This window comes from Castellaniella sp. (genome assembly GCF_036379515.1).
Lineage (GTDB): Bacteria > Pseudomonadota > Gammaproteobacteria > Burkholderiales > Burkholderiaceae_B > Castellaniella.
Map to the genome: position 1 here is coordinate 13,610 of NZ_DASVGN010000015.1, position 25,811 is coordinate 39,420.

At 60.7% G+C, this 25,811-nt stretch carries 28 protein-coding genes; 20 read left to right on the forward strand and 8 right to left on the reverse strand.

The genetic code is table 11. The features are described from left to right. Positions 1-9: 9 nt before the first annotated feature. Both rpmG and rpmB read right to left on the reverse strand, forming a co-directional pair. Positions 10-177: a 50S ribosomal protein L33 gene (gene rpmG, locus VF285_RS04935; RefSeq protein ID WP_291769992.1), complete on the reverse strand. Its 168-nt coding sequence runs from the start codon at positions 175-177 to the stop codon at positions 10-12. 21 nt (positions 178-198) lie between these two features. Continuing rightward, the gene (rpmB, locus tag VF285_RS04940) at positions 199-435 is read right to left on the reverse strand and encodes a 50S ribosomal protein L28 (protein ID WP_066453342.1); all 237 of its coding nucleotides are present in this window, start codon (positions 433-435) and stop codon (positions 199-201) included. A gap of 269 nt (positions 436-704) precedes the next feature. On the opposite strand from rpmB, the gene VF285_RS04945 reads away from it, so the two are divergent. From VF285_RS04945 to VF285_RS04960, 4 genes are all read left to right on the forward strand, one after another. Then, on the forward strand, positions 705-1,964 hold the full coding sequence (locus VF285_RS04945; protein ID WP_346951515.1) for a class I SAM-dependent methyltransferase: 1,260 nt from the start codon (positions 705-707) through the stop codon (positions 1,962-1,964). A gap of 287 nt (positions 1,965-2,251) precedes the next feature. Beyond that, entirely contained in the window at positions 2,252-3,301 is a 1,050-nt protein-coding gene (locus VF285_RS04950) for an ABC transporter substrate-binding protein (RefSeq protein ID WP_346951516.1), read from the forward strand. A gap of 11 nt (positions 3,302-3,312) precedes the next feature. Further along, positions 3,313-4,167 carry an ABC transporter permease gene (locus VF285_RS04955; RefSeq protein WP_346951517.1) on the forward strand — a complete coding sequence of 285 codons (855 nt, stop codon included), beginning with the start codon at positions 3,313-3,315 and terminating at the stop codon, positions 4,165-4,167. Between the two features lies 1 nt (position 4,168). Further along, positions 4,169-5,371: a glycine betaine/L-proline ABC transporter ATP-binding protein gene (locus tag VF285_RS04960; protein ID WP_346951518.1), complete on the forward strand. Its 1,203-nt coding sequence runs from the start codon at positions 4,169-4,171 to the stop codon at positions 5,369-5,371. On the opposite strand, the gene VF285_RS04965 is transcribed toward VF285_RS04960, so the two are convergent. The 3 genes from VF285_RS04965 to VF285_RS04975 all read right to left on the reverse strand — a co-directional run bounded on the left by VF285_RS04965 (position 5,372) and on the right by VF285_RS04975 (position 8,370). Next, positions 5,372-7,066, reverse strand: a complete 1,695-nt coding sequence (locus VF285_RS04965) for a glycosyltransferase (protein ID WP_346951610.1) — start codon at positions 7,064-7,066, stop codon at positions 5,372-5,374. Between the two features lie 197 nt (positions 7,067-7,263). Then, positions 7,264-7,524: a type B 50S ribosomal protein L31 gene (locus VF285_RS04970; RefSeq protein ID WP_346951519.1), complete on the reverse strand. Its 261-nt coding sequence runs from the start codon at positions 7,522-7,524 to the stop codon at positions 7,264-7,266. A gap of 180 nt (positions 7,525-7,704) precedes the next feature. Then, the gene (locus VF285_RS04975) at positions 7,705-8,370 is read right to left on the reverse strand and encodes a GntR family transcriptional regulator (RefSeq protein ID WP_346951520.1); all 666 of its coding nucleotides are present in this window, start codon (positions 8,368-8,370) and stop codon (positions 7,705-7,707) included. A gap of 124 nt (positions 8,371-8,494) precedes the next feature. Here VF285_RS04975 and VF285_RS04980 point away from each other — a divergent pair, with 124 nt between their 5' ends. The 9 genes from VF285_RS04980 to VF285_RS05020 all read left to right on the forward strand — a co-directional run bounded on the left by VF285_RS04980 (position 8,495) and on the right by VF285_RS05020 (position 16,061). Beyond that, positions 8,495-9,550, forward strand: a complete 1,056-nt coding sequence (locus VF285_RS04980; RefSeq protein WP_346951521.1) for an ABC transporter substrate-binding protein — start codon at positions 8,495-8,497, stop codon at positions 9,548-9,550. Then, positions 9,547-10,368, forward strand: coding sequence for an ABC transporter ATP-binding protein (locus VF285_RS04985; RefSeq protein ID WP_346951522.1), 822 nt, complete (start codon positions 9,547-9,549; stop codon positions 10,366-10,368). Before VF285_RS04980 ends, VF285_RS04985 begins: the two co-directional genes overlap by 4 nt. Continuing rightward, positions 10,365-11,138 (forward strand): ABC transporter permease, encoded by a 774-nt coding sequence (locus tag VF285_RS04990; protein WP_346951523.1) that lies wholly within the window; start codon positions 10,365-10,367, stop codon positions 11,136-11,138. Before VF285_RS04985 ends, VF285_RS04990 begins: the two co-directional genes overlap by 4 nt. Before the next feature lie 67 nt (positions 11,139-11,205). Beyond that, positions 11,206-11,640, forward strand: coding sequence for a cupin domain-containing protein (locus VF285_RS04995; RefSeq protein ID WP_346951524.1), 435 nt, complete (start codon positions 11,206-11,208; stop codon positions 11,638-11,640). A gap of 27 nt (positions 11,641-11,667) precedes the next feature. Continuing rightward, positions 11,668-12,774 carry an Ldh family oxidoreductase gene (locus VF285_RS05000; RefSeq protein WP_346951525.1) on the forward strand — a complete coding sequence of 369 codons (1,107 nt, stop codon included), beginning with the start codon at positions 11,668-11,670 and terminating at the stop codon, positions 12,772-12,774. A 16-nt stretch (positions 12,775-12,790) separates the two neighbouring features. Continuing rightward, positions 12,791-13,192 (forward strand): RidA family protein, encoded by a 402-nt coding sequence (locus tag VF285_RS05005; protein WP_346951526.1) that lies wholly within the window; start codon positions 12,791-12,793, stop codon positions 13,190-13,192. An 18-nt stretch (positions 13,193-13,210) separates the two neighbouring features. Continuing rightward, positions 13,211-14,122: a fumarylacetoacetate hydrolase family protein gene (locus tag VF285_RS05010; RefSeq protein WP_346951527.1), complete on the forward strand. Its 912-nt coding sequence runs from the start codon at positions 13,211-13,213 to the stop codon at positions 14,120-14,122. Between the two features lie 19 nt (positions 14,123-14,141). Next, positions 14,142-15,080 carry a VOC family protein gene (locus VF285_RS05015; RefSeq protein WP_346951528.1) on the forward strand — a complete coding sequence of 313 codons (939 nt, stop codon included), beginning with the start codon at positions 14,142-14,144 and terminating at the stop codon, positions 15,078-15,080. 24 nt (positions 15,081-15,104) lie between these two features. Next, positions 15,105-16,061, forward strand: coding sequence for an amidohydrolase family protein (locus tag VF285_RS05020; RefSeq protein WP_346951529.1), 957 nt, complete (start codon positions 15,105-15,107; stop codon positions 16,059-16,061). Positions 16,062-16,070: 9 nt separating this feature from the next. Here the strand turns inward: VF285_RS05020 and radC are convergent, their stop codons facing one another. Beyond that, positions 16,071-16,748 (reverse strand): RadC family protein, encoded by a 678-nt coding sequence (radC, locus tag VF285_RS05025; RefSeq protein ID WP_346951530.1) that lies wholly within the window; start codon positions 16,746-16,748, stop codon positions 16,071-16,073. 51 nt (positions 16,749-16,799) lie between these two features. On the opposite strand from radC, the gene VF285_RS05030 reads away from it, so the two are divergent. From VF285_RS05030 to VF285_RS05040, 3 genes are read left to right on the forward strand one after another with little or no spacing between them, the layout of a single operon-like run. After that, positions 16,800-17,276: an FKBP-type peptidyl-prolyl cis-trans isomerase gene (locus VF285_RS05030; protein WP_346951531.1), complete on the forward strand. Its 477-nt coding sequence runs from the start codon at positions 16,800-16,802 to the stop codon at positions 17,274-17,276. Then, on the forward strand, positions 17,273-18,262 hold the full coding sequence (gene ispH, locus VF285_RS05035; protein WP_346951532.1) for a 4-hydroxy-3-methylbut-2-enyl diphosphate reductase: 990 nt from the start codon (positions 17,273-17,275) through the stop codon (positions 18,260-18,262). Before VF285_RS05030 ends, ispH begins: the two co-directional genes overlap by 4 nt. A 47-nt stretch (positions 18,263-18,309) precedes the next feature. Continuing rightward, positions 18,310-19,740, forward strand: coding sequence for a YdgA family protein (locus tag VF285_RS05040; RefSeq protein ID WP_346951533.1), 1,431 nt, complete (start codon positions 18,310-18,312; stop codon positions 19,738-19,740). 34 nt (positions 19,741-19,774) lie between these two features. On the opposite strand, the gene VF285_RS05045 is transcribed toward VF285_RS05040, so the two are convergent. Further along, on the reverse strand, positions 19,775-20,272 hold the full coding sequence (locus tag VF285_RS05045; RefSeq protein ID WP_346951534.1) for a hypothetical protein: 498 nt from the start codon (positions 20,270-20,272) through the stop codon (positions 19,775-19,777). A gap of 376 nt (positions 20,273-20,648) precedes the next feature. After that, positions 20,649-20,891, reverse strand: a complete 243-nt coding sequence (locus tag VF285_RS05050; RefSeq protein ID WP_346951535.1) for a hypothetical protein — start codon at positions 20,889-20,891, stop codon at positions 20,649-20,651. Between VF285_RS05050 and VF285_RS05055 the strand changes: the two genes are divergently transcribed. The 4 genes from VF285_RS05055 to VF285_RS05070 all read left to right on the forward strand — a co-directional run bounded on the left by VF285_RS05055 (position 20,881) and on the right by VF285_RS05070 (position 25,775). Continuing rightward, positions 20,881-22,245, forward strand: coding sequence for a substrate-binding protein (locus tag VF285_RS05055; protein ID WP_346951536.1), 1,365 nt, complete (start codon positions 20,881-20,883; stop codon positions 22,243-22,245). The genes VF285_RS05050 and VF285_RS05055 overlap by 11 nt on opposite strands. Positions 22,246-22,325: 80 nt before the next feature. Continuing rightward, on the forward strand, positions 22,326-23,201 hold the full coding sequence (locus VF285_RS05060; RefSeq protein ID WP_346951537.1) for a branched-chain amino acid ABC transporter permease: 876 nt from the start codon (positions 22,326-22,328) through the stop codon (positions 23,199-23,201). Then, the gene (locus VF285_RS05065) at positions 23,198-25,084 is read left to right on the forward strand and encodes a branched-chain amino acid ABC transporter ATP-binding protein/permease (RefSeq protein ID WP_346951538.1); all 1,887 of its coding nucleotides are present in this window, start codon (positions 23,198-23,200) and stop codon (positions 25,082-25,084) included. Before VF285_RS05060 ends, VF285_RS05065 begins: the two co-directional genes overlap by 4 nt. Beyond that, positions 25,071-25,775: an ABC transporter ATP-binding protein gene (locus tag VF285_RS05070; protein ID WP_346951539.1), complete on the forward strand. Its 705-nt coding sequence runs from the start codon at positions 25,071-25,073 to the stop codon at positions 25,773-25,775. Before VF285_RS05065 ends, VF285_RS05070 begins: the two co-directional genes overlap by 14 nt. The last annotated feature ends 36 nt before the right edge of the window (positions 25,776-25,811 follow it).

The window sequence follows — 25,811 nt, forward strand, 5'->3', positions numbered from 1 at the left end:
GCAACCGGATTATTTCAGCTTGGTTTCTTTGTAGTCGACGTGCTTGCGCGCCACCGGATCATACTTTTTGATCAGCATTTTTTCCGGCATGTTGCGTTTGTTCTTTGTGGTCGTGTAGAAGTGGCCCGTTCCTGCGGAGGATTCGAGCTTGATCTTTTCGCGAGCGCCTTTTGCCATGATGTGCTCCTATGCGGCCAATCAGGCCAGTTCGCCACGGGCACGCAGGTCGGCCAGAACGGAATCGATGCCGTTCTTGTCGATGGTGCGCAGGGCTTTTGTGGATACGCGAAGGCGCACCCAGCGGTTTTCGGATTCGACCCAGAACCGGCGCGATTGCAGGTTGGGCAGGAAACGCCGCTTGGTCTTGTTGTTCGCGTGCGAGACGTTATTGCCCACCATTGGGCCTTTGCCGGTTACTTGGCATACGCGTGCCATGGTCTCACCTCTGTGTATGTCTGTCTGGAAAGCCCTGCATTCTATACTAGAAACACTTGTGAAATCAAGCGCGTGGCAGGGAGCCAAGCCTCAGCTCAGGGGCGGATGGCCCCAAGGCTTACGGCGGGCGCGGTTCTGGGCCCTTTCTTTCGCCTGGGCCGGCCGTGTCAGACCGTGTCGGGCCACGTTTGGCTGGAGCGCCCCGATTTGCGCCAGATTTGGCGCTACTATACAACGACAATGTCCTGATAGAACTGAGGGAGACTCTGTTGGCTGCGCTTACTTCAATCATCGAGAACAAACTCGGATCATTGTCCATGCCGGTGTCGTTACAGATGCCTGACGGACAGAAGCTCGGCGCGGCCGATGCGAAGATCCATCTCATCATCAAGGATTCGTCCGTTCTGACCCATTTCGCGGCCGGCCAGGTCGGCATTCTGGGAGAGGACTACGTTGAAGGCAAGTTCGACTTCGAAGGCTCCATGCACGATCTGATGCGCATGGCGGCCACCATCTTGCCGGGCTCGCCCATCGACGAAAACCAGCTGAGCTGGTTGTCGGGGTTCGTGCGCCGCATGATTTCCGTCTGGCACCATTCCATGGAGCGCGACGCCAAGCAGATCGAGTTCCACTACGATTTGTCCGACGAGTTCTACGCCTTGTGGCTGGACCCGCGCCGGGTGTATTCCTGTGCCTACTACAAAGAGCCGGGTTACACGGTGGCTCAGGCGCAAGACGCCAAGCTCGATCACATCTGCCGCAAGCTGGCGCTCAAACCGGGCGAGCGGTTTCTCGATTGTGGCGGTGGCTGGGGCGGGCTCATGCTCTGGGCGGCCGAAAACTACGACGTCGACGTGACCGGCATCACCTTGTCGCACAATCAGCACGCCTATGTGAACAAGCTCATCGAAGAAAAAGGCCTGAAGGGCCGCGTGCGATTCGAGCTGCTCGATTACCGCAAGCTCGACGAAACCAAGCCCTTTGACAAAATTGCCTCGGTAGGCATGTTCGAGCATGTGGGCCGAGCCCAGCTGGCGGGCTATTTTTCCAAGCTGCGCCGGCTGGTCAAGCCCGGCGGGCTCATCATGAACCACGGTATTACGGCGGGCGGGCTCAGCAACACCGAGCTTGGCAACGGGATGGGCGACTTCATCGAAAAGTTCATCTTTCCGGGCGGTGAGCTCTCGCACATCCACTATGTGTTGCAGACCATTGCCGAGGCTGGGCTCGAAATGGTCGATGTGGAAAACATCCGCCCGCACTATGCGCGCACACTCTGGGCCTGGAGCGATGCCCTTGAGGCGCACCTGGGCGAGGCCAAGGCCTTGCTGAACACACCGTCAGGCGAACGTTCCATTCGCGCGTATCGCATGTATCTTGCAGGGTGCGCCATGGGCTTCGAGCACGGCTGGGTTGCCCTGCATCAGATCATTGCGCAGCACACGCCCACCGGCCGTGCCGACGAGCTGGATTACCCCGCCGATCTGGCCTATCCGTGGCGTCGCGATTACATCTATCGCGGCTGCTGATTTTGCCGGTCAAATTGCAGATTTCAAGGCCTCGTGGGCCTTGAAATCTGCATCAATCTTTATTTTGCACGATCATGCGTGTAAAATAGCGCATCTGCTGTAGTTTTTCTTTTCAATTCTGGCGCTGCCGCGCGTTGTGCGGCCTCGCCTGTCTACTTGGTGTTCCAAGCACCTGCAGTGCCGGTATGTATTGGCGGTCTCCGCGATCGTCTTCCGCACACCCTCCCCTAAGCTATGGCGTCCAATGCTCGCGCGTTCGGCGTCTCCGTAACCCAAAGGAGGCTTCAATGTCTATCTCCCGTTCCTCGTCGCCCCGCGCGGCTTCATTCCTGTCCCGTGCCCTGCTGGGTGCGGCCGTCTCTGCTGCATTCGCCACCTTGACGCTCGCGCCGGTGGCTGCGCAGGCTGCCTCGACCCCCAAGTGCGAGCTGAACCGTCCCATGCGCTTCGGCGGCATGAACTGGGAATCGAATCTCATGCTGGTCGAGATCGAGCGTTTCATCGTCAAACACGGCTACGGCTGTGATTCCGAAGTGCTGCCCACTGACACCTTGCTTGCTCTGGCTTCCCTGGAGCGAGGTGATCTGGACATCAACAGCGAACTTTGGCTCAACAGCACGTTGGAGCCCTGGAACAAGGCGAAGGCCACCGGCAAGGTCAAGCGCATTGGCGACATTTTCATGGGACAAGAAGCCTGGTATATCCCCAAGTACACGGCGGAGCGCCTGCCCGGCCTGAAGAAGGCGTCGGATCTGCCCAAGTACTGGAAGGACTTCAAGGACCCCGAGGAACCTACCAAGGGCCGCTTCTACACGTGCCCAGCCGGCTGGGCCTGCGAGGTCATCAACGGCAATCTGTACAAGGCGCTTGGGCTGGAGAAGACCTACACGCTGTTTTCACCCGGGACGGGCGCCACACAGAAGGCGGCACTCATGTCTGCCTATCAGCGCAAGCAGAATATCGTCTTCTATTACTGGTCACCCACACCTTTGGTGGGTGCGCTGGATCTCGTCAAGCTCGAAATGCCGCCGTATGACGCGACCAAGCAGAAGTGCCTGACTGATCCGGATTGCGCCGATCCCCAGGCAACTGCTTTTCCGGAAAACCCCGTGTTCACCGCGGTGAACACGAAGTTCTCCGAGGAGGCACCCAAGATCACCGCGTTTCTTGCCAAGGTGAAGATTCCGCTGAAGGTCGAGAATCAGGCCATGGCCTACATGGAAAAGAACGAAGCCGAGCCTAAAGAGACGGCACTGTGGTTTCTGAAGAAACACCAGGATGTCTGGGCCCAGTGGCTACCGCCCGAGGTAACCCAACGGGTCAAGGCGGCACTCTGACGGGGGCGGCCATGTTTCCCGAACTGATTTCGGCACGGGAACTGCAACGGCCCATCGATACCTTCGTCAATGGGCTGGTTACGCAGTATTCCGATGTGCTTCGCAAGCTCACCCAGCCTCTGCTGGATTTGCTCATCTGGTCCGACAACCTTCTGCGTCATTCCCCGTGGTGGGCCATCATTGCGGTGGTCGTCGTCATCGCCTGGCTGGGTAGCCGCAAGTGGCGTTTCAGCCTGGCCATGGGGGGCCTGTTGGCGCTTCTAGGGGCCATCGGTCTGTGGGAACCCTCCATGCAGACCCTGTCGCTCATGCTGGTGGCGGTCGCTTTTTCTGTGATGCTGGGCATCCCCATGGGGATCGCCATGGCGAGCGTGCGGTGGGTGCGTGCCGTCATGATGCCGGTTCTGGATGTGATGCAGACCATGCCCAGTTTCGTCTACCTGATTCCGGTGGTGATGCTGTTCAACCTGGGTAAGTTGGCGGCGCTTTTTGCGACAGTCATCTATGCGGTGCCGCCCGTCATCCGGCTCACGGATCTTGGCATTCGTCTGGTGGATGCGGAGGTGCTTGAAGCCTCGCGCTCCTTTGGGGCGAGTCGCACGAGGCAGCTCTTTGGCGTTCAGTTGCCGCTTGCCTTGCCCAATATCATGGCGGGTGTCAACCAGACCACGATGATGGCGTTGGCCATGGTGGTCATTGCTTCCATGATTGGTGTGCGTGGGCTTGGCTATGAAGTGTTGCAGGGCATCAATCGACTGCAGGTGGGACGAGGTCTGCTGGCAGGCACGGGCATCGTGATCCTTGCCATCATTTTCGACCGGATTACGCAGCAGTTCGGGCGTCGTCGGCACACGCGGGGGAACTGATATGAGCAAGATCGAAGTCCACAACATTTACAAGATTTTCGGCCCTCGCCCCGAGCGCTGGATGGAGGCCGCGCGCAGTGGTCTGTCCAAGGAGGCCATGCTGCAGCAAGGTGGCCACACGCTGGGCCTGCGCAATATCAGCATGTCCATCGAGGCGGGGAACATCCATGTCATCATGGGTTTGTCCGGTTCGGGCAAATCGACCCTGATTCGTCACTTTAACCGCTTGATTGAACCCAGTGCGGGACGGATTCTGGTCGATGGGGTCGATGTCATGGGCCTCAGGCCTCGCGAGCTGGAGAAGTTTCGCCAGCAGAAAATGAGCATGGTGTTCCAGCGTTTTGGATTGTTGCCACACCGTACGGTGCTGGATAACGTTGCCTATGGGCTTGCCGTGCAGGGTGTGCGCCGTACCGAGCGCACCCAGCGCGCTCGGCATTGGCTGGATCAGGTCGGGTTGTCGGGGCTCGAGAACCAGTACCCTGATCAGCTTTCAGGGGGCATGCAGCAACGAGTCGGGTTGGCGCGAGCACTGGCGACCGATGCTGAAATCCTGCTGATGGACGAAGCCTTTTCTGCACTTGATCCGCTGATTCGCCACGAGATGCAGGATCAGCTCCTGGCGCTGCAGTCGAAGCTGAACAAGACCATCGTCTTCATCACGCACGATCTGGACGAGGCCTTGCGCCTGGGCAATCGCATTGCCATCCTGAAGGACGGCGAGTTGATCCAGGAAGGGACGCCGGAAGACATCCTGCTCTCGCCCGCCAATGACTACATCGAATCCTTCCTGCAGGACGTCAACCGGGGCAAGGTCTTCAACGCATCTCATGCCTGTGTCGAGCGTTCGCTGACGCTGACCATGCGCACCCAGCCTGTGCATGCGCTGGAGCGGCTGGTGGCGCGGGGCTACGACTATGTGGCGGTGCTCGACGGCAAGCGGCTGGCAGGAGTTCTCACGCGGGTCGATGCACGGCGCGCCGTGCAGGAAAGCGCGCGAGACATTTCACGCTATCTGTCCGATATGGCGTCGGTGCCAGCCTCGGCAGGCTTGGACGAGGTTCTGGCGCAGTTGCTGCGCACGCCCGATCCCGTGGCCGTCACCGACGAGCAAGGCGAATTCCTGGGCGTGCTGTCGCGCAGCAAAGTCGTGGAACTGGTCACGCCGGGCACCGCGACCGAGCCGCCGCAGCAGGCGGCCTGATCAGTGGGTTGAGCCGCGTTGTTCTGGCGGGGTGAGGCGCAGCAGGCGAAACATCTCGTGCCGGTCGGGTCCCCTGCGGCCCTGCCAGAGGGCAGGATGGTGTGCGTATTCAGCCGTCCCACGCCTCAGGCTGGCCGGGCTGAGCTGCTGCAGCACCAGCGTGCAGCGCGGGTTGAAGTCGAACTTGATGTCGTTGAACACCAGGAACGAGGCCCGTTGGCCGCTGCCCAGATTCAGGGTGCGTACACATTCGCCGGGCTGGCGGTATTGTGCGAGTGCCTGCGCCAGAGAGGCCGAGACTTCACGGTAGCTGCGGATGTAATCGAGGACCGGCATCCAGAGTGTGGCCAGCAGCAGCCACGTGGTGATGAGGCCTCCTGCCGAGAGCACGGTGCCGCGCCACAGCCCCTTGGGGTGCTCATGCAGCCGCCAGCGCACCAGCAAGATCCACCCCAGGGTACCCAGGATCGCAATGACGGTCGCTGGCCACGCCACGTGGATGTCGTATCCGTGCGTCTGCAGGCTGATATTCTGGGCAATCTGGTGCGGCCATCCGACCTGAAGTGCGATCCATCCCAGCCACACGGTGGCAGCCGTAAGTGAAAAGCACATCACTGCGAACCAGTCCAGTGTGTTCACCACGCCCCGGCGCAACGTGGGCAATGCGAACGCTGCCAGGACCGCGCAGGGGACGGCCAGCATGCTGTATTCAGGCTCGAAGGGGTCGGCACTGGCCAGCAGCACTAGCGCTGCAGCGGCGAGGAAACCCAGTGGAATGCGGATGTGGGGTGCGCCGAACCAGCCGCGCCAACGCCAGAGTGACAGAATTGCGAGCGGCCAGGTAGGCCAGAGAAACCAGGGCAGGTCGCGCACGATGCTGCCCCAGGCGCGCGCGTGGGGCAGGCTGAATGCATGGCGGGTCCAGTGAAGCCAGCTTTCCGTCCAGTAGGGGCCGAACTGCTGGGCCGGAATCCACCACAGAAGAATGAGTGTGGCGCAAATGAGTGCGCTCACCAGCAGCCATTTACGTTCGCCCGCCAGTAGGCCGCCGGGCAGGAAGATCAGTGGGATGGCCAGCATGGGAGGCAGTGCGCCCAGCCAGCCGCGGGCCAGGAAGGCTGCACCCAGTGCGACGCCCAGAGTGACGGCGCCTGAGATGGGGCGATCCAGCATGCGGGCGACGGCGTAGTACGCCAGTGCCTGGCAGGCAATGACCGCCGGAACCTCGGAGGTCTCGTGCATGCGCCAGATGATCCCCACGGTGGCCACGATGAGCAGCAGGGCGGCGTCTGCCAGCATGCGGCCGTAGTCGCGTGCGTCGGGCTCACCCCCGAAGGGCAAGGCCAGCGGCTGTGCTTCGGCCCGCCGGCCCAGCAGGTAGGTGCCATACCAGATGGACGCGGTGAGGATAGCGAACCACAGGATGTTGGGCAGGCGCGACGCGATGATGGCCGCGTCCAGCGGATCGAAGAAGAGCGTCAGGAGCGGACGGAATATTTCGATGCAGGTGGCCCCCACCCAGGTGATCAGAGGGCCGTCCTGAGCCTGTGCCAGGTGCCCGATCTGTGGCAGCAGCCACGCGTGCGGTTCGCCTGAGAGAGCCGTGAGCATCGTCGCCAGGCCAGTGACGTCGTCCGTCTTCCAGGGGTCACGGTAGAACAGCCCGGCCAGAATGTAGACCAGCCCGACCGCCATCAGAAACAGCCGCGGCAGCTTGGCCGCCGCGTTGGCTGTCAGGCGAGCAGGGGTCGAGCGGATGGATTCAGGAAGCACGGGTCAGTAGTCTGGTCGATCGGGTCGAAACCCATGTTAAATGAAAAGAGGCAGCCTGCAGGCTGCCTCTTTTGCGCGAAGGGTGCGGCCGGTGCCGCAGCCACCTGGGATCGCGCTGATTACTTCTTGACTGTGCCGGCCGTGCGGGCAAAGCGCGCGCGGAATTTCTCCACACGGCCCGTTTCGACGATACGCGTCTGGGCACCGGTATAGAACGGATGCGATTCAGAAGTGACATCGCACTTGAAAAGCGGGTAGCTCTTGCCGTCGATTTCGGTGGTTTCACGCGAAGCCAAGGCCGAACGCGAAATGAACTTGTGACCGGTTTGCAGATCGAGGAACACGACCTCGCGGTATTCCGGGTGGATGCCTTCTTTCATGGTGAAATCCGTAAAGTTTTGGGGTCGCCGGCCAGAAGCTCATTGCAGTACTCTTATTGTCGTACCTAAGCCCTGACTACGTATCCAGATTGAGCCCGCCATTTTATGATGGTTTCGGGGTGCATGCAAACTTTACGCGCACAAGACCGTGTACCGGCTACCTTTCAGGCAATGGGGGAGTCACTCGCGCAGGGGATCGGCGGCAAGAATCCTGCGCCGGCGCAGCGAGCTGAGGTGGGCTTGCATCGCTCGCGTGGCCGCTTCTTTGTCGCCGCGTCGAATAGCGTCGTAGATGGCCTCGTGCTCCTGGTGCGTGTGCTGCACGTCGTCGGTAGCCCTGAGCTGCAGGTGCCACAGGCGTCCCGAGCGTTCGTGCAATGGGCGGATGACTTCGGCAAGCACTGGGTTGCCAGAGGCCATGGCAATCGTCCCGTGGAATTCGTGATCGATCTCCATCTGCCGCTGGCGGTGATGCAAATCGCTGATGGCTGCCGATTCGTCCAGCAGGGTGCGCAACCGTTCAACCTGTTTCGGCGTAGCACGCTCGGCCGCGAGAGCGGCCACGCCGGGCTCCACCGTCCAGCGGGCTTCAAGCACCTGCAGGATTTCATTCATGGATTCGGGGCGGATCAGCAAGCCCTTGCGAGGAATGATGTCCAGCAGCCCGTCGAGCATGAGCCGATGTACTGCCTGATGCACGGGGGTGCGCCCCATGTCGAGCATCTTGCATATTTCCATCTCATTCAAGAACTCTCCGGGGCGGAACTCCAGCCGCAGAATGCGGGACTTGATCTGATCGTAGGCCTGCTCCGAGAGCGGGGCCTTGCTTGCGCGAGCGGTGGTCATAGGTTCCTGTTCACTGGCTGACTCCTTTTGTTAATTTTAATCGGTATTGCATTCGTGTGATATATCATGTAATGTATCAGTGAGAGAGGACACCAGATCCATTCATCGCCACGGAGACAAGCGAATGTTCGAATTTTTCAAATTGGCCCATCGGCCACTGCGTCAATGGGGCACGGCCCTCGCCATGGCCGGGCTGGTAGGCGCCACGACCTTTGTTCCGCTGCCGGCCGCGGCGGCCGGCAACCAGCTCACAGACGTGACCTTCATGCTCGACTTCAGCGCCATGGGGCGTCATGCACCCTGGTACGTGGCACTCGACAAGGGCTATTTCAAGCAGGCAGGCCTGAACGTGAAGATCGTCCCAGGGCAGGGCACGGCACAGTCGCTGCAGGCATTGGAAGCAGGCGTGGCGCAGTTCGCCTTTTCCGATCCGACCTCGCTGGTGCTGGGGCGTGCGCGAGGCGTGTCGTCAGGCGTCTTCGTTGAAATGAACTACCAGAAGGCGCCTTATGCCGTGTTTTCTTTGAAGGACGGTGCCAACGTCACGCACCTGTCGCAGTTCAAGGGGCTGACGATCGCCAGCAGTTCTGACAGCATGACGCCGCGCATCATTCAGGGGCTGATGGCGCAACGGGGCATGGATCCATCCGCTGTCAAATTCACCAACGTGGCAGGTTCTGCCCGCCCGGGGGTCTTGCTCAGTGGCAAAGTGCCGGCCATCGAGACCTTTGTTTTTGGGCAAGTGGGTATGGAGCGTAGCGCCAAGCCGGGTAATTTGCGTACGTTCCTGCTGGCCGATCATGGCCTGACCCTGTATTCGGATGGGGTGCTGGTCAAGCAAGACTACCTGAAGGCGCATCCCAAGATCGTCAAAGCCTTTGTCTCGGCATCCCTCAAGGGATGGCACGATGCCTTGTCCAACATGGACGAGGCTGCGCGTATCGAGCAAAAGTACGTGCCCTCACTCAATCGCGAGGTCATCGTGGGTGAGCTCAAGCTGCTCAAGAAGATGGCGGTCATCCCAGTCACCAAAGAAAAGGGCCTGGGCTATATCGACCCGGCCCGGATGAAAGAGTCGGTGGATTTCGTGGTCAAGTACGTGGGCATAGAAGGCACTGCGCCCATGGCCAAGGATCTCTATACGAACGAATTCATCCCGAACCCTCCGGTGATGCCGTGAGATCAGGGTTTCTCAAGTTGGCCGCCTCGAATCCCTCTGTATTGGCGGACCGTGCTGCGTTCGGCGTCATCGACAAGGTGCGCATGGTGTATCCGCAGCGCGCTGGATCGCCACCGGTGGTAGCGATCGACGAGGCGTCCTTTTCCTTCCGGGATGGCGAGTTTGTCTCCTTGCTCGGGCCCAGCGGCTGTGGCAAGACTACCTTGTTGCGCATCGTGGCGGGGTTGGTGGACAAAACGGCTGGCTCAGTCCAGGTAGGGGGGCACGAAGTAACGGGGCCACGCCGTGATTTTGGCTTTGTGTTTCAGTCCTTGAACCTTTTGCCCTGGCGTTCGGTGCTCAAGAATGTCCTGCTGCCCATGGAAATCAGTGGACGTTGTGACCATGCCGCTGTCCGACGGGCGGAAGAATTGCTGGATCTGGTGGGGCTGAGCGGTTTTGGCAAATCTCGCCCCCATCAGCTCTCCGGGGGCATGCAGCAACGCGTGGCTCTGTGCCGGGCCTTGATTCACAAGCCCGATCTGCTGCTCATGGACGAGCCCTTCGGGGCGCTGGACGAGCTGACGCGCATGGAAATGCACGATCTGCTGCTGAAAATTCGAGCTGAAACCAAAACCAGCGTGATCTTCGTGACGCACAGCATTTCCGAAGCCGTGTACCTGTCAGACCAGGTAGTGATCTTCAGCAAGCGTCCCGCCCGCATCGTGGAGCATCTGGACGTTCCGCTGCCCTATCCCCGCGACGTGCACGTTCGTTACACCCCTGAATTCACGCAACTCGAACGGCAGGCCAGTGAGGCGCTGGGGGTATTCAAATGAATCGCGCATCGGCAAAGCGGTATGGCTATCCCTTGGTGGGGGCTCTGTTCCTGCTGCTGGTGTGGCACTTTAGTGTCAGGATTTTTGGGTTGCCTCCGGTGGTGCTTCCGACGCCGGAGCAAGTGTTCGATGCGTTCCTGAACCAGAGAATGCTCTTGCTGGATCAGGGCTGGATCACGCTTAAGGAATGCATTTATGGATTCGTCCTGGCGTTCGTGACGGGCGTCCCCATTGCCGTGGCCATCGCGGGCTCCAAGCTCCTGAACCAGGCGTTCTACCCGTTGCTGATTGCCATGCAGTCGGTGCCCAAGATTGCCCTGGCACCCATTGTGCTGGTGTGGTTTGGGATCGGTATCGAGTCCAAGCTGGTCATCGTCTGGCTGGTGGCGTTCTTCCCGATCGTCGTGGACACGTCGGCAGGCTTGCGGGCGACGCCCAAGGCCTACATTGAACTCGCGCATTCTCTGCAATCCAGCCCCTTGCAGCTCTTTTGCAAATTCCAGTTCCCGTCATCCCTGCCTTTCATTCTGTCGGGCTCCAAGGTGGCCATCACGTTGGCGGTCATTGGTGCGGTCATCGCCGAGTTCGTGGGCTCGAATCAAGGACTGGGCAACCTGCTGCTGGCGGCCAATTCCCAACTCAATACGCCGCTCGCGTTTGCAGCCCTGTTTGCGCTGGCGTTTCTGGGCATCGTTTTGTATGGCGTGGTCGTGCTGGCCGAGACCCTGCTGGAACCCTGGTTGCCAGCCGATTCGACCTCGGCCGCCTGATGTAGGCGGGTTGAGGTCGTCTTCTGAAATCCTGGATATCGTTGATTGCTGGAGTAGGACATAGAACATGACGGAAGAAAGCAAAGGCCACACGGTAGCCTCCGGTTCTGCGGCCCCGGACGTGACCAATCTGGTCGAAATTCTGATTCAGAGCCAGGACATGCCGTGGCGCGAAAAATCGCTCAAAGGCATTGCCGAAAAAATGCTGTGGCGCGACGAGGCTACAGGCGCGTCGGTCGCCTTGATTCGTTTTGACAAAGGAGCTGGCATTCCGGCACCGCATTCGCATGCCTCGAACCAGTCCATGTTCTGCCTCAAGGGGCGGTACGAATACCTGAAGACAGGCGTAGTCCTCACGCAGGGCTGTTTCTACCTGAATCCCAAGGGGCTGGTGCATGGTCCAACCTACGCGCACGAAGAAACCATCGTGCTGGAAATCTACGACGGGCCGCATTATCCGCAGGTACCTGATTGGTACACGGATGAGCGCGATGCGCACTGAGGCGGAAGGGTTGTGAGGAACTCGGGGATGGCCTCCGTCAAGGAATCCACTGCGGTGCAAGGCAACGATCGTGGAAGCGTGTGCTTCCCGGAACGGCAATTGCGAGGCGCAGTCGCCCGTCTGTTCCGGGCGGTGGGCGTGCCGCAGGCTGCGGCCGAACGCGTGTCTGACTCACTGGTGGATGCCGATCTTAGTGGGATTCCGTCTCACGGAGTCATGCTGGTTCCGTTGTATCTGGACCGCTTGCGAGCCGGTTCGGTGTCGGTGGCCGAGGCCGCCGAAGTCATCGATGACACGGGCAGCACGCTGGTGCTGGATGCGCATCACATCCTGGGCCAGCTGTCGTCCCACCAGGCCGTCGACCTGCTGGGTTGGCGTACGCCCGTGCATGGGATGGCCAGCGTGGCCGTGCGCAATGCTTTTCATTTTGGGGCAGCGGGGTACTGGACGCGGCAGCTGGCCAGTCGCGGGCTCATCGGGGTGGCATTGTCGAACACTCGCCCCCTGATGCCGGCGCCGGGCGGGGCCGAACGCGTCGTCGGCAACAACCCGCTTTCGATTGCAGTGCCCTCGGAAGAGGGCATCCCCATCGTGCTGGATATGGCGATGAGTGCCAGCGCCATGGGCAAGATTCGCCTTGCGGCGGAGTCGGGCCAGATGCTGCCCGCCGGGTGGGCGGCCGATGCTGCAGGAAAACCCACCACTGATCCTTCTGCCGCCATCGCGGGGATGCTGCTACCGACGGGTGGTGCCAAGGGTTTTGGGCTGGCTTTTTTGGTCGACCTGCTGTGTGGGGGGCTTTCCTCGGGAGCGCTCGGTGCGCAGGTTCAGCCCTTGTATGGCGATAGCGCCACTCCTTATGGGTGCGCTCATTTTTTTCTCGCCATCGACGTGCAGCGGTTCCTGCCACTAGCCGATTTTGCGCACCGTGCGAGTGAATACGCACAGGAGGTGCGCGCGTCCCGACGGGCTCCGGGGACAGCGCAGTTGTTCACTCCCGGGGAACGTACCTGGTCCATGCGGCAGCAGCGTGGTGGCGCGTGCCCTGTGGCCGTCCATACACAGGACCACCTGCGACAGGTCGCCGATGACCTAGGCCTGGATGGCCGCACACTTTTTCAGCCAATGTCTTGAACGGAGGGGAATTCTCATGGGAAAGAAACAGATCAGCACGGGCGCCTTGCGATCGCCCAATGGCCATTTCTCGCAGGCCACCATGATCGCTGCCAAGGGGCAGCTGGTCTTTATTTCGGGGATGACGGCCCGGCGGCCCGACGGAACCATCGCTGGCGTAGGCGACATCGAGGTGCAAACCCGGCAGGTGTGCGAAAACCTGAAAAGTGCCGTGGAGACGGCGGGAGGTACGCTGGACGACATCTGCCGCGTGGACGTTTTCATCCGCAACATGGAGCAGTTCGAAAAAATCCACAAGATCCGGCGCGAATATTTCACCGGGATTCCACCCGCCTCGACCATGGTTGAAGTCTCCAAAATGACGTCTCCCGACTATTTGATCGAGATCAACGCGATCGCTGTGCTGCCGGATGCTTGAAGGTCAAAGGAGGATTTGATGCGAATTGCCAGGGTATTTCATGATTCCCAGGTGAGGCTTGGCGTGGTGGCGGATGACGGCGTGCGCTTGCTGCCCGGTTCGCCCAGCCTGGTCGATTGGCTGGAGCGCGACCCGCGCGGCCTGGCGGCCAGCGTGCGCCAGGTGGCGTCGTCGCAGGCCGACTGTGTGCCACTGAACGAAGTGCGTTTTCTGGCGCCAGTGGACCGCTTTCGTCGCGATGTGCTGTGCACTGGCTGGAATTACTACGATCATTTCACGGAAAGCATCGGTAAACGCGAAGGCCAGGAAGTCGAGCGGCCCAAGGCTCCGGCGTTTTTCACCAAATCGCCCGACGTGGTGATCGGGCCCACCGATCCTATCGCTTTCGATGCGCGCATCTCGAAGAAGTGGGATTACGAAGCCGAGGTCGCCGTGATCATTGGCAAGGCGGGGCGCAGCATCCCTGCCAGACAGGCGATGGATCACGTATGGGGCTATTGCCTGGCAAACGACGTATCGCAGCGCGACCTACAGCGGCGCCACGGCGGGCAGTGGCTTAAGGGCAAGAGTCTGGACGGCACCATGCCATTGGGGCCGTGGGTCGTCACCGCTGACGAAGTGGACTTGCCCGCCGTGCGCCTGAAGTGCCTTCTCAATGGTCAGGTCATGCAGGACGCATACGCTCGCCAGATGGTGCTTACGGTACCTGAACTGGTCGCTGAACTCTCGTTGGGAATGACCTTGCGCCCCGGAGACGTTCTGCTTACCGGCACCCCGAGTGGTATCGGCAATGCCCGCAACCCGCCTGTCTTCCTCAAGGCTGGGGATGAACTGGTGGTGCAGGCCACCGGCCTCGGAGAATTGCGCAATCGGCTCGAATCTGTAGATTTGTATGGCGAGTCGTCGGTGGCGCTCGACTGGCCGGATTAGGGAGCAAAGGATGGGTATCTTGACGCCGCGTGTAATGGGTTTGAATGGATTCGGGCTGGAAGTGCCCGACTTGCAGGAGGCTCGGCGTTTCTACGAGACCTTTGGCCTGCAGGCGCGGGAAGAGGGCGATGCGCTGCTGTTGCGGTGTCCTGGGCGGCTCAACGACGAGGTCGTGTTGATTCAGGGGGCGAAGAAGCGCCTGCACCATGTTTCGTTTCTGGTGTCGCCTGCGGCCCTGGGCGTGTTTGCGGATCGTCTGCGAGCACAGGGGATGGCGCCCACAGAGGCTTCGCCCGTGGCCGGCACGCGGGCCGGCTTGTGGTTCAAGGACCCCTGGGGGACGCGCATCAATCTGCATCCGGGAGAGCTTCAGCCTGAACCGGTAGTGGCGCTCCCCGAATACAACCTTGGGGGCCAGATACGTCGTGTAGACGTCAACCTGTGGCAAGCACTCGAGCCCACGCGGGGCCGTCGGCCGCTGCGCCTGGGGCACATCTTGATTTTCACCCCGGATTGGGAAAAGGCCGAGCGCTTCTTTACTGAAGTGCTGGGGCTCCGGCCTACGGATCGGATCGCCGGTAAGGGCGTGTTCATGAATGCGGGCGAGGGGATCGTCGATCACCACTGTTTTGCCCTGATTCAAAGCTCGCATCGAGGCCTGCAGCACGCCAGCTTTTACGTGGCAAGCTTCGATGACATCGGTTTTGGGGCCTGGCACATGCGTGAATCCGGATATCGTGAACTCTTTGGTCCTGGCCGTCATGCCATCGCCTCTAATCTGTTCGAGTATTTTCGCGATCCCTGGGGCAGCTGGATCGAGTATTACTCTGACATGGACAAGGTCACCTCGCACTGGGTCTGCCGCGACTGGCGCTCGCTGCCCTACACCTGGGGACCCCAGTGGTCGCCCGAGTTCTGGAGCGACGAGATGAATGGCAATTTCGAGCCTGAATACTGAACAATTTTCTGGTGAAGAGCTGACATGCAAGGGATTGCGCTGGACGTTCACACGCATTTGATCCCCATCGTCCCGCGCGCGTTGTCAGGGCTGGGGGGCGTGTTGCAAGAAGGTGAGTGCCTTCAAATTGATGGGCGCAGCATCCGGGTTGCAGACCTTTTCCGGCCCGAACGTCTGCTTGCCTGGATGGATCAGCATGGCGTGCGCCACGCCTGGGTTTCGGTGCCGCCCCCTGCGTACCGGCAGCATCTTCCTCCTGAAGAGGCGCGTGCATGGTTTTCTTATCTCGATACTGCCCTGACGGATGTGGCACACGGTGCACATGGCCGCCTGCTTGCCTTGCATCACTTGCCGCTGGAACATCCTGCGCTGGCCCTCGAGTTTGCGCGGCGGGCGCTGGAGGCGGGTCATCGTCATTTTTCGGTGGCGGCGGGGGGGCACCCCGGCATCTGCCATAGCGACCCACAGCTCGAGCCCCTATGGTCCGATCTGGGTGTGAAGGCGGCCACGGTCTTCATTCATCCCGGGCATTGCTGCGATGGCCGGCTCAGCGCCTTCTATCTGGACAACCTGCTGGGCAATCCGTTCGAAACGGCGGTCGCAGTGAGCCACCTGGTACTGGGTGGTGTGTGTACCCGTCATCCGTCCCTGCGCTTTTGCCTGGCGCACGGCGGTGGGGTGACGGCTGCGGTGGCGGGGCGGCTGCAGCGTGGCTACGACACCCGGCGTCCCGGCGTGCCGGTGTCGGACATCGGCCCTCCCTTGCAGACACTGCGTGGTTTCTGGGTGGACAGCATCGTTCATGATGCGGGTGCGCTGGCGCTGGCCGCACAGGTTTTTGGCGAAGACCATGTGGTTTTTGGCTCTGACTGGCCGTTTCCCATGGGGTTGCCCAATCCGCAGGAGCAGCTGGCAGGCTTGCCCGGAACCTTGTTGGGAGCTGTCTTGCACGAAAATGCCCAGCGGCTGGTTTCTGGTTGATGCGGCCCCCTACACCTGCCCGCGCTCGGCCAGCGAACTGACGGCGTTGGCCCCGACGACCAGATGATCGAGCAGGCGAACGTCCACCAGCGCGAGTGCCTGCTTGAGCTGCCGCGTCAGGTGGATGTCGGCTGCGCTGGGTTCTGCAATCCCTGACGGATGGTTGTGCGCCAGAATGATGGCAGCTGCGTGGTGCGCCAGCGCCGCCTTGACGACTTCGCGCGGGTAGATCGAGGCTTGTGACAAGGTACCGCGAGCGATTTCAGCGCAGTTGATGAGTTGCAACTGGGTATCCAGGAAGAGCGCAATGCAGTGCTCGACCCGCAGATGGCTCAGGCGCATGGCACAGAATTCTTTGACCCGTTCGGGTTGGCTGAGGATCTCGGTGTGGCGCAGGGGCTCTTCCAGTGCTCGCCGGCCGAGTTCTTGCACCGCAAGCAGCTCGCATGTCTTGGCAGCGCCCAGCCCCCGGAACGCCATCAGCTCACGTGCCTCGGCCGATAAAAGGGCACGCAAGCCACCAAAGTGTTCGATGAGTTCGCGGCCCATGGCCACCGCGTTCCGCCCCCGAGTACCTGTGCGCAGCAGGATGGCAAGCAGTTCTGCCACCGTCAGCGTATGGGCACCGTGGCGCAAAAGACGCTCGCGGGGACGCTCGTCGCAGGGAGATACCGTATCCTGTGGCATTTTAGGCCCTAAAATTGACAGGTTTGACCAGAACCTCTACGGTGACACACTTTGAGCTCCGCACCTGACGTCGTGAACGCTTTTGTCCATTCCGATTCCTACGTAACGCTGCACTATCGCATCGAACTGACCAGCGGCCCGGCTGCGGGCACTGCCTTTGTCGATACCTTTCTGGATCGGCCTGCTACCCTGCAGATGGGGGTGGGCCAGTGGGCGCCTGGCATCGAAGCCTTGTTACTGGACCGCGCCGAAGGTGAGCATTTCACGGTCGACGTCCCGGCCGCGCAGGCTTATGGCGAGCGCAATCCTGAGCTGCTGCGCTGGGTTTCGCGTGAAGAAATCACGAGCAATGCCCCTCCGGGGACAGAATTCGTGGCCGGCGAGATGATGGAGTTCGTTGCCCCCAATGGTGGGCGCTACTCTGGCATCCTCAAGACGCTGCAAGACGATGCTGCGTTGTTCGACTTCAATCACCCCTTGGCCGGAACGGATCTGCAGGTCGAGGTTCACATCCTGGGGGTGTTATGACGACGCCGCAGCCTTCCGACATCCCTGCGGGCACCGAGCCCGAGATCGTCCTGGCCCAGCCGCGCGGCTTCTGCGCCGGCGTGGATCGAGCCATCAGCATTGTCGAACGGGCGCTCGAGATTCACGGGGCCCCCATCTACGTGCGTCACGAAATCGTGCACAACCGTTACGTAGTCGAAGACCTCAAGTCCAAGGGTGCGATCTTCATCGACGAACTCGAAGACGCGCCATCTGGCGCTATCGTCATTTTTTCGGCCCATGGCGTATCGCGTGCAGTCCGGTCTGAAGCCGAACAGCGCGGCCAGCGCATCTTCGATGCCACGTGCCCGTTGGTCACCAAGGTGCACGTCGAAGTGGCCCGCATGCGCAAAGAGGGCCGCGAAGTCGTCATGATCGGCCACAAGGGGCACCCTGAAGTCGAGGGCACTTTGGGGCAGGCCAGCGACGGCATGTATCTGGTCGAGACCGTGGCCGACGTCGCGAAGCTTCAGGTCCGGGATCCCAGCAAGCTGGGGTTCGTCACGCAGACGACCTTGTCCATTGACGATGCGGCCGAGGTGGCCGAGGCCCTGCGCCAACGCTTCCCCGGCATCGTCGAGCCCAAAAAAGGCGATATCTGCTACGCGACTCAGAACCGACAAGACGCGGTTCGCATCATGGCACCTCAGTGCGATCTGGTCATTGTGGTGGGCAGCCAGAACAGCTCGAATTCCAATCGCTTGCGCGAGGTCGCCGAACGCAAGGGCGTGAAGGCCTATCTGCTCGATTGCCCCGACATGATCGATCCCTCCTGGCTGGCCGGGTCCAGGCGGGTGGGGGTGACGGCCGGTGCATCGGCCCCCGAGGCTCTGGTGCAGCAAGTCATCGACCGACTCAAAGAGCTGGGCGTGCGCAGTGTACGTCCGTTGCGGGGCGTGAAAGAGCAGGTGTCTTTTCCATTGCCTCGAGAGCTCTCGCGCAAGATCAGCCATCCCACCGAATCCTGAATATTCGATCCTTTCGGCGCCCGAGCGGGCGCCTTCCTGGAGTTTCCATGAATCATCGCCAGCTGAAAATTTCTGGCGGCCTGTTGGCCGTGCTGGTCGTCGCCTACGGCGGCGCCTCGTGGTATGCGGGGCGCGTGGCTCAACAAAGTATTGAGGCCTGGGTGACGCAGGCCAATCAGCATATTGTGGATCAGTGGGGCGGCAAGGGTGCCGCACCTGCTTTGCAGATCAAGTCCTATGACCGTGGGCTCTTCAGTTCCGAGATCGAGTATGCCCTGGTCTACCATGACGAAGAGGGTGGCATTCACGAGTTGGGAGTGCACGACGACCTGCAGCATGGCCCCTGGCCCCTGGCGGCTATTCGCGAAGGCATCTGGCAGCCCCTGGCCGCCTACAGTCGCCTGACCCCCGTCTCGGGCGGGGAATGGAAGCCTTGGGATGCGGCCATTCCCCAAGGGCAATCGCCGTGGGTTGCCCGCACGCGCATCAGCTTTACCGGAGACGTGTCGTCCGAGGCAAACTTCGCGCCCGCCAAGGCAGAAGGCATGGATTTCAGCGGCGGTACCGTTCAGGTGCACTACGAACCGAAGGCCCGGCAAACCACGCTGTCCGGCCACTTTGATCGATTCATCCTGCAGGACTCCGTCAGTGGCGCGACGCTCAAACTCAACGGACTGAATCTCCAGGCTCGGAATCGTGGAGAAGGCGATTCGGATCAGCAGGCGCACCAGCAGCTGGATCTGGATCAGCTGGATTTCATTCCCCAGGACGGCCTGCCACTTGCGCTGCAGCATCAATCGCTGGCGGTGGATACCGCCCGTACGGGCGGTTTGATGGACAGTGAACTGGTCTACAAGGCGCAGCAGTTGCAGCTTGCGGCCCGAGACCTGGGCGAGCTGCAGATGACGGCCACTGCGCAAAACGTCGTGGCACAGGCCTTCCAGGCCTTGATGCAGACCGTGGCACAGGTCGATGCCAAGCACACCCCGGGCAGCGACCTGTCGGCTGCCGAGCAGCAGCGCTTGCGGGACAGCCTGTTGCCTGTGCTCGCTGCGTCGCCACGCCTGGCCCTGCGTACCTTGCGCTGGTCCAACCCCAAGGGTGTCACCGAGATTAAGGCGCAGGCGGATTTCCGCCCTGTCGATGGCGCCGGCACCCCGAGCGATCTGGGCGACACGCTGCAGAAAGGCATCCATGCCTTGTCCATGAATCTGGTCGTGTCAAAGCCCATGCTGCTGCAGCTGGTGCGCCAGGGTCAGGGGGGGGCCAATGGCGACGTCGCCACGGCTTTGGTAAGCATGATGTTCGATCAGTATGTGGGTCGGCTCGAGCGCGTGGGCCTGGTAAAACAGTCAGGGCAAGGATCCGTGCAGATGGATCTTGGCTATGCCGATGGCCAGGTGACGGTCAATGGCGTGCAGATGACGCCCGCGCAATTTGGCGAGCGCCTCGGCGCCTTGCAAGCCGGGCTTTTCTAGGCGAGCAGCTGCCCTCCTGACAGGAGGTAGATGTCTATTTCGCCGCTGTGCGGCGGACTGTCGTTTTCTGGACCTTTTTGCCGTTGAAGGTCCAGACGTCCAGCTTGGTGGCGTCTTGGTGGTCGGGTGTTTCCATGCGCAGCAACGCGCCCTGTGTGACGAGCCGGATTTGCGTGGAACAAGACCCGAACGGCGCCGAGATATGGTAGCCCGTACTGTTGATCACGACCCAGTAATACGTCACTGGGCAGTCGGGCAGCCCTTTGTCTTCGCTGACCAAGGCCATTTGCTGCTTACCCACCTGGTAGGCATACGGGATGTTCAGAATGCCCTGCAAGTGGGGTGTGGTGGCGGCCTGATTGAACGTCAGCATGGCCCCGTACAGGTAGTCGCTGGCGCGGATGGCCAGGGTGCCGTAGGGGGTTTCGAGGACGACCCGCTTTGGGGCCGCCGGCCATTCGTCAACTGTTGAACCGGTCGCCGGTGTTGCTCCCAGCGCAGCCACGCAGAGTAAGCCAAGGGTGAACCGCATGATGAGAGCCTGCACTGACGTGATGGGGTGACCCGTTTTTGGAGTTCCTATTACAGGGCATTTTGCGACGCAGCGCAATACCGTGCTTAAAGTGTCATGCACGCGGTTGTGGCGTTTCGTGCCATCCCTCCGTGCCATCCTTCAGTCGTGCCTTAATCCTGTTTATATTGCGTCGCAATATATTGATCTGAATGGTGTGCATGATTTCTGACGTCACGATCAAAATGATCCCCCGATCTGGTCACCCTCATGTTTTCCCTTAAGAGAAAACCCTGATCACCGCTGATCAATACGAACCTCCGAGGTTCATATTAATCAATGGAATCATCGTGTTGTTGAATGTTCATGGTCTTTTTGCAGCACATATTCCATCTGCTCATTGAGAGCGACCCCGGTTTTCAAAACGCTCCGTAAGTTTTGCGTAAGTTTCAAATTTCCTAATAGCGTCACGCAGAAATCTGGCGGTCCGCCTCTCTGCCCAATAAAAACAAAGCTGTTTTGCGAAATAAAAATAAATCGCGGGTGCAGTTGCTGGAATGCTGTTTTCAGCCGGGTTGGACGGCACAATGCCGCCCACGCCCGGACCACTCAAATCAGGAGACATACCGATGGATGACAAGAAAACTCTGGGTCAGGCTCTGCAGACCCCGGTCAAGCGCCGCTCCGTGCTCAAGGCGGGTGCTGCAGGCGTCGCGGGGAGCATGCTGTTGCCGGGAGCCGTTCGCGTGGCCATGGCCGCTGACGACAAGAAACCCCTGGGTTCGTGGCCGGACGGCTCCAAGGGCGACACCATTTTCCTGGGCATGCCGGTCGACCTGACAGGGCCTTACTCCGCACAGGGCACCGAACAGAAAAACGGTTACCAGCTGGCCGCAGATCAGCTCAACGAGGGGTCCGAGCTGATTCGCAAGATTTCGCCGTTGACCAAAAAAGGTGTCCTGGGCAAGACGTTGAAACTCGGCTTTGCCGATTCTGAAACCAAGCCCAATACTGCCGTGCAGGCTGCCACGCGCTTTATTCACGACAACAAGGCTTTGATGATTGCCGGCAGCACCAGCAGTTCCGTGGCGATTGCCCTCGAGAAAGTCTGCAATCGCGAGCACACGCCTTATTTCACCGCCATTTCGGGCTCTAACGAAACTACAGGCGTGGATTGCCAGCGCTACGGGTTTCGCCTGTGCTACTTCGGCTATATGGCTTGCAAGGCTATCGCCCCTGTTGCCGCCAAGGAATTCGGCAAGGACCGCAAGGCTGCCTATCTGACGCCGGACTATACCTATGGGCATACCACGACGGCTTCCATGAAGGAGTTCTCCGAGAAGGAAGGCTGGAAGACAGTCACCAACCAGGTTCACCCGCTGGGTGCCAAAGATTACAGCTCGTACCTGATCAACATCGCCAATACCGATGCCAATGTGTTGGTGGTTGTGGCGTATGGCGCGGATGCGGCCAATGCCATCAAACAGGCCAAGCAGTTTGGCTTGCTCGACAAAATGAAAGTCGTCGTCCCGTACATGTCTGCCTTTCTTGAAAAGGAAATCGGCCCGGAGCTCATGCAAGGAGTGCTGGTGGGTCACGGGTTCTGGTGGACTCTGGAAGACAAATATCCGGTGGCCAAGGACTTTGTCACCGCCTACAAGAAAAAGTACAACGCCATGCCGCGCGATTCAGCTCTCTACGCTTACCTGGCTACGGCGCTTTGGGCCGATGCCGTCGAGCGCGCCAAGAGCTTCTACCCGCCTGACGTCGTCAAGGCACTCGAAGCCGGTGAAGTCCGCGACACCCCTGTGGGCAAGGCCACGTTCCGGGGCGAAGACCATCAGGGCATCGTCAACTTCCCCATCATGCGCGGCAAGAAACCGTCCGAAATGAAGAATCCGGACGACTACTTCGAAATCGTTCAAGTGGTGGACGGCAAGAGCGTGTTGCCACCGATTGGCCTGCTGGGTTGCAAGATGGGCGGCTACATCTGATCGTCCATGCCGGGTGCGGTGCCGCTCTCGCGGGGCGCCGCACCCGGTGCAATTGTCAGGATTCTCTAGGAGGCAACTCGATGCCGAGCCTGTCGCTTTTCTTATCGCAACTCTTCAATGGGCTGGCCTCCGGTCTGTTGCTTGCGCTCATCAGTACCGGCCTGACCATTATTTACGGCACGCTCGGTGTCATCAATTTTGCACACGGCGCCTTGTTCGTCGTGGGTGCCTACGCGGGCTATACCGTGTATGGCATCACCGGTTCTTTCGTCATTGCGGTGGCCGCTGGCGCAGCCACGGCCCTGGTGGTCGGGCTCATCATCGAGCGCGGCCTGATGCGTCGGTATTACAGTCGCCCCGCCGAAGACCAGATTCTGGTCACGTTCGGCCTGGGCATCATTCTGGTCGAAGTCGTGCGGTCGATCTTCGGCGGCGTCAGCCTTTCCGTACCGGTTCCTTCATGGGGTACCGGTATTGCACACATCGGTTCCCTCATCTACCCCTTGTATCGCCTGCAGGCCCTCGGGATTGCAGCGGCCACGCTGCTGTTGCTGTATTTCATCCTGTATCGCACCAGCCTGGGGCTGATCGTGCGGGCCGGGATCGAAGACTCCGGCATGGTTGACGCGCTGGGCATCAACGTCAAGCGCGCGTTTCTGCTGGTCTTTGGCCTGGGTGCCATGGCGGCAGGCTACGCCGGCATGATAGACGCCCCCATCGTCACTCTGCTGCCCGACATGGGCAATCGGGTGCTGGTCGATTCCTTCGTCGTGGTGGTGATCGGCGGGGTGGGCTCGTTTCCTGGGGCCATCATCGGCGGCATCATCGCGGGCGAGATCCTCAGCCTGACTTCCATTTTTGATCCAGCCTATTCGGAAGTGATGCTCTTCGTGGTCATGGCCTTGGTGCTGATCTTCCGCCCGCAGGGCCTGATGGGACAGGAGGGCCGGGAATGAGCTCGGTATCTACTACAACTGCCGGTCGCACAGGCGCCGGCGAAATGGGCGCTGCACGGGCCCACGGGGGCATCATGCGCAGACGGCTTCCTGAATTGCTGGTGGGACTCGGCCTGCTGGTTGCACCGTTCGTCCTGCCTTTGATCGGCATGAGCCCGGATCTGCTGACGCGGATTCTGATCTGGGGCCTGTTTGGCCTGGGGTTCGACCTGCTCTTTGGTTACACCGGGCTGCTGTCCTTTGGTCAGGCGGCGTTCTATGGTACTGGGGGCTTCGTTGCGGCCTATCTGCTGACCTCGGGCATTGTGGCCAATATGCTGGTGGCTCTGCTGGTCGGTACCGTGCTGGCGGCCGTGGCCGGCCTGGTCATCGGTTACCTGACGCTGCGCCGCACGGGCATCTACTTTGCCATGAGCACCCTGGCGTTTGGCGAGATGTTCTACTTCCTCGAGAACTCTACGTTCAAGCACTACACCGGGGGTGAAAACGGCATCGCGGGCGTTCCGCCACCCGAGATCTCCCTGGGCTTCGTTCAGCTGCATATTTCCAGTGGCTGGCCCATGTACTGGTTCGTTGCCGTCATCTTCTTCCTGGGGTATCTGATTGCCCGCCGCATCGTGCGTTCGCCGTTTGGGGCGGTGCTCAAGGCCATCCAGGGCAACCCCAAGCGGGCGATGGCGCTGGGCCACTCCATTCATAACTACAAGCTCACCGTGTTCGTGGTGGCTGCAGCTTACGGCGGCCTGGCCGGTGGCCTGCTGGGTGTCTTCCAGTCGTACATGCCGCCGGATGCATTTGGCCTGGATACCTCTGCACAGCTCATCATCCAGACGGTGATGGGTGGGGCGGGTACCTTGCTGGGGCCTCTGCTCGGCGCCACGATCTGGCTCTACCTGTACGAAGGTCTGCAAAACTTCGCCAGCATTGGCGCCCACTGGAAACTCATCCTGGGGATCGTGTTCGTCGTTCTGGTTACCTTGTTCCGTCATGGCGTGGCGGGTGCCATTCTGGATTTCGTCCGCCATCGCCGCACGCGGCTGCCAGCCGACATCGACCAGGACGCCAGTGATCGAGTGGCCACGGTGCTCGATATCGTGCCGCCGCTGGCCACGACGCGGCCCGGTGCGCCGGTGCTCGAGGCGCGTGGCATCAGCAAGCACTACGGGGGGCTGAAGGCCAACACGGACATCAATTTCACCCTGCGCGAAGGTGAACTGCATGGTGTGATCGGACCTAACGGCGCAGGTAAATCGACGTTCTTCGCCATGCTGGCGGGCGAATTGCCCACCACGTCCGGCAAGGTCTACTTCCGCGGGCAGGACATCACGGGCGTGGGTGTCACGGCCGTCTGCCAGCTGGGCATGAGCAAGAGCTATCAGATCAATCAGCTCTTTGAGCACCTCACCGTGCGTCAGAACGTCATGGTTCCGGTGCTGGCGCGGATGCGTGGCCACTATCGCAACGACTTGCTGGCAGGGCTGCATTCCACAGAAATGGACGAGCAGGTCAACGCCGCGATCGCACTGGTGGATCTCACCCGGCAGGCCGATACCCGGGTTTCCGACATGTCCTACGGCGAGAAGCGCCGTCTGGAAATTGGCCTGGCACTGGCCACCGGGGCCAACGTGCTGCTCTTTGATGAGCCCCTGGCGGGTCTGGGACCCGAGGAGCGTGTGCTGGTCGTGGCCTTGCTCAAGTCGGTTCGTCAGGGCCGCAGCATGGTGATCGTTGAACACGACATGGATGCCATGTTCGAGCTGGCCGAGCGCATCACGGTGCTCTACGAAGGCCGCAAGCTCGCCGAAGGAACCGCCGACGAAATTCGCCAGGATCCTGAGGTCCAGGCAGCCTATCTTGGAGGGATGGACGATGAGTCTGCTTGAAGTCGATCGAATCAACAGCTTTTATGGCGATTCGCACATTCTGTTCGACGTCTCGATGCGGGTCGAAGAACATGAGGTCGTCGCCTTGCTGGGGCGCAACGGGGCCGGCAAGAGCACCACGCTGAAGTCGCTCATGGGCATGGTCCAGGTCAAATCAGGCACCATTCGCCATCGTGGGGTCGAGATTCAGCAGCTGCCGCCGCATGCCCGGGCGCAGCTGGGCATCCAACTGGTCCCTGAAGAGCGTCGCGTGTTTGGCTCGATTTCCGTCCAGGAGAACCTGCAGCTGGCGGCCATGACGGCGCCCAACGCCCGCACCTTGGACGACATCTACGAAACCTTCCCGCGCCTGGCTGAACGCAAGCGCAACCGAGGCAAGCAGTTGTCGGGCGGCGAGCAGCAGATGCTGGCGATTGCCCGCGCGATGATTCGCAACGCCGAGATCATTTTCCTGGACGAGCCCTTCGAAGGCCTGGCGCCCCTTATCGTGCGCGACCTGATCGCCGTCTGCCGCCAGCTGGCTGATTCCGGTCACACCATCGTCATCGTGGAACAGAACGTGCGCGCGGCCCTGGCGCTGGCCGACCGCAGCTACATCGTCAACAACGGCCATATGGTGTACGAAGGCACGCCCAAGGATCTGCACGAAAACAGTGAGATCATCGAGCGCTATCTGGGGGTAAGGGCCTAAGAAACCGGCAGGTGTTAACCTATACGCCGTCACAAT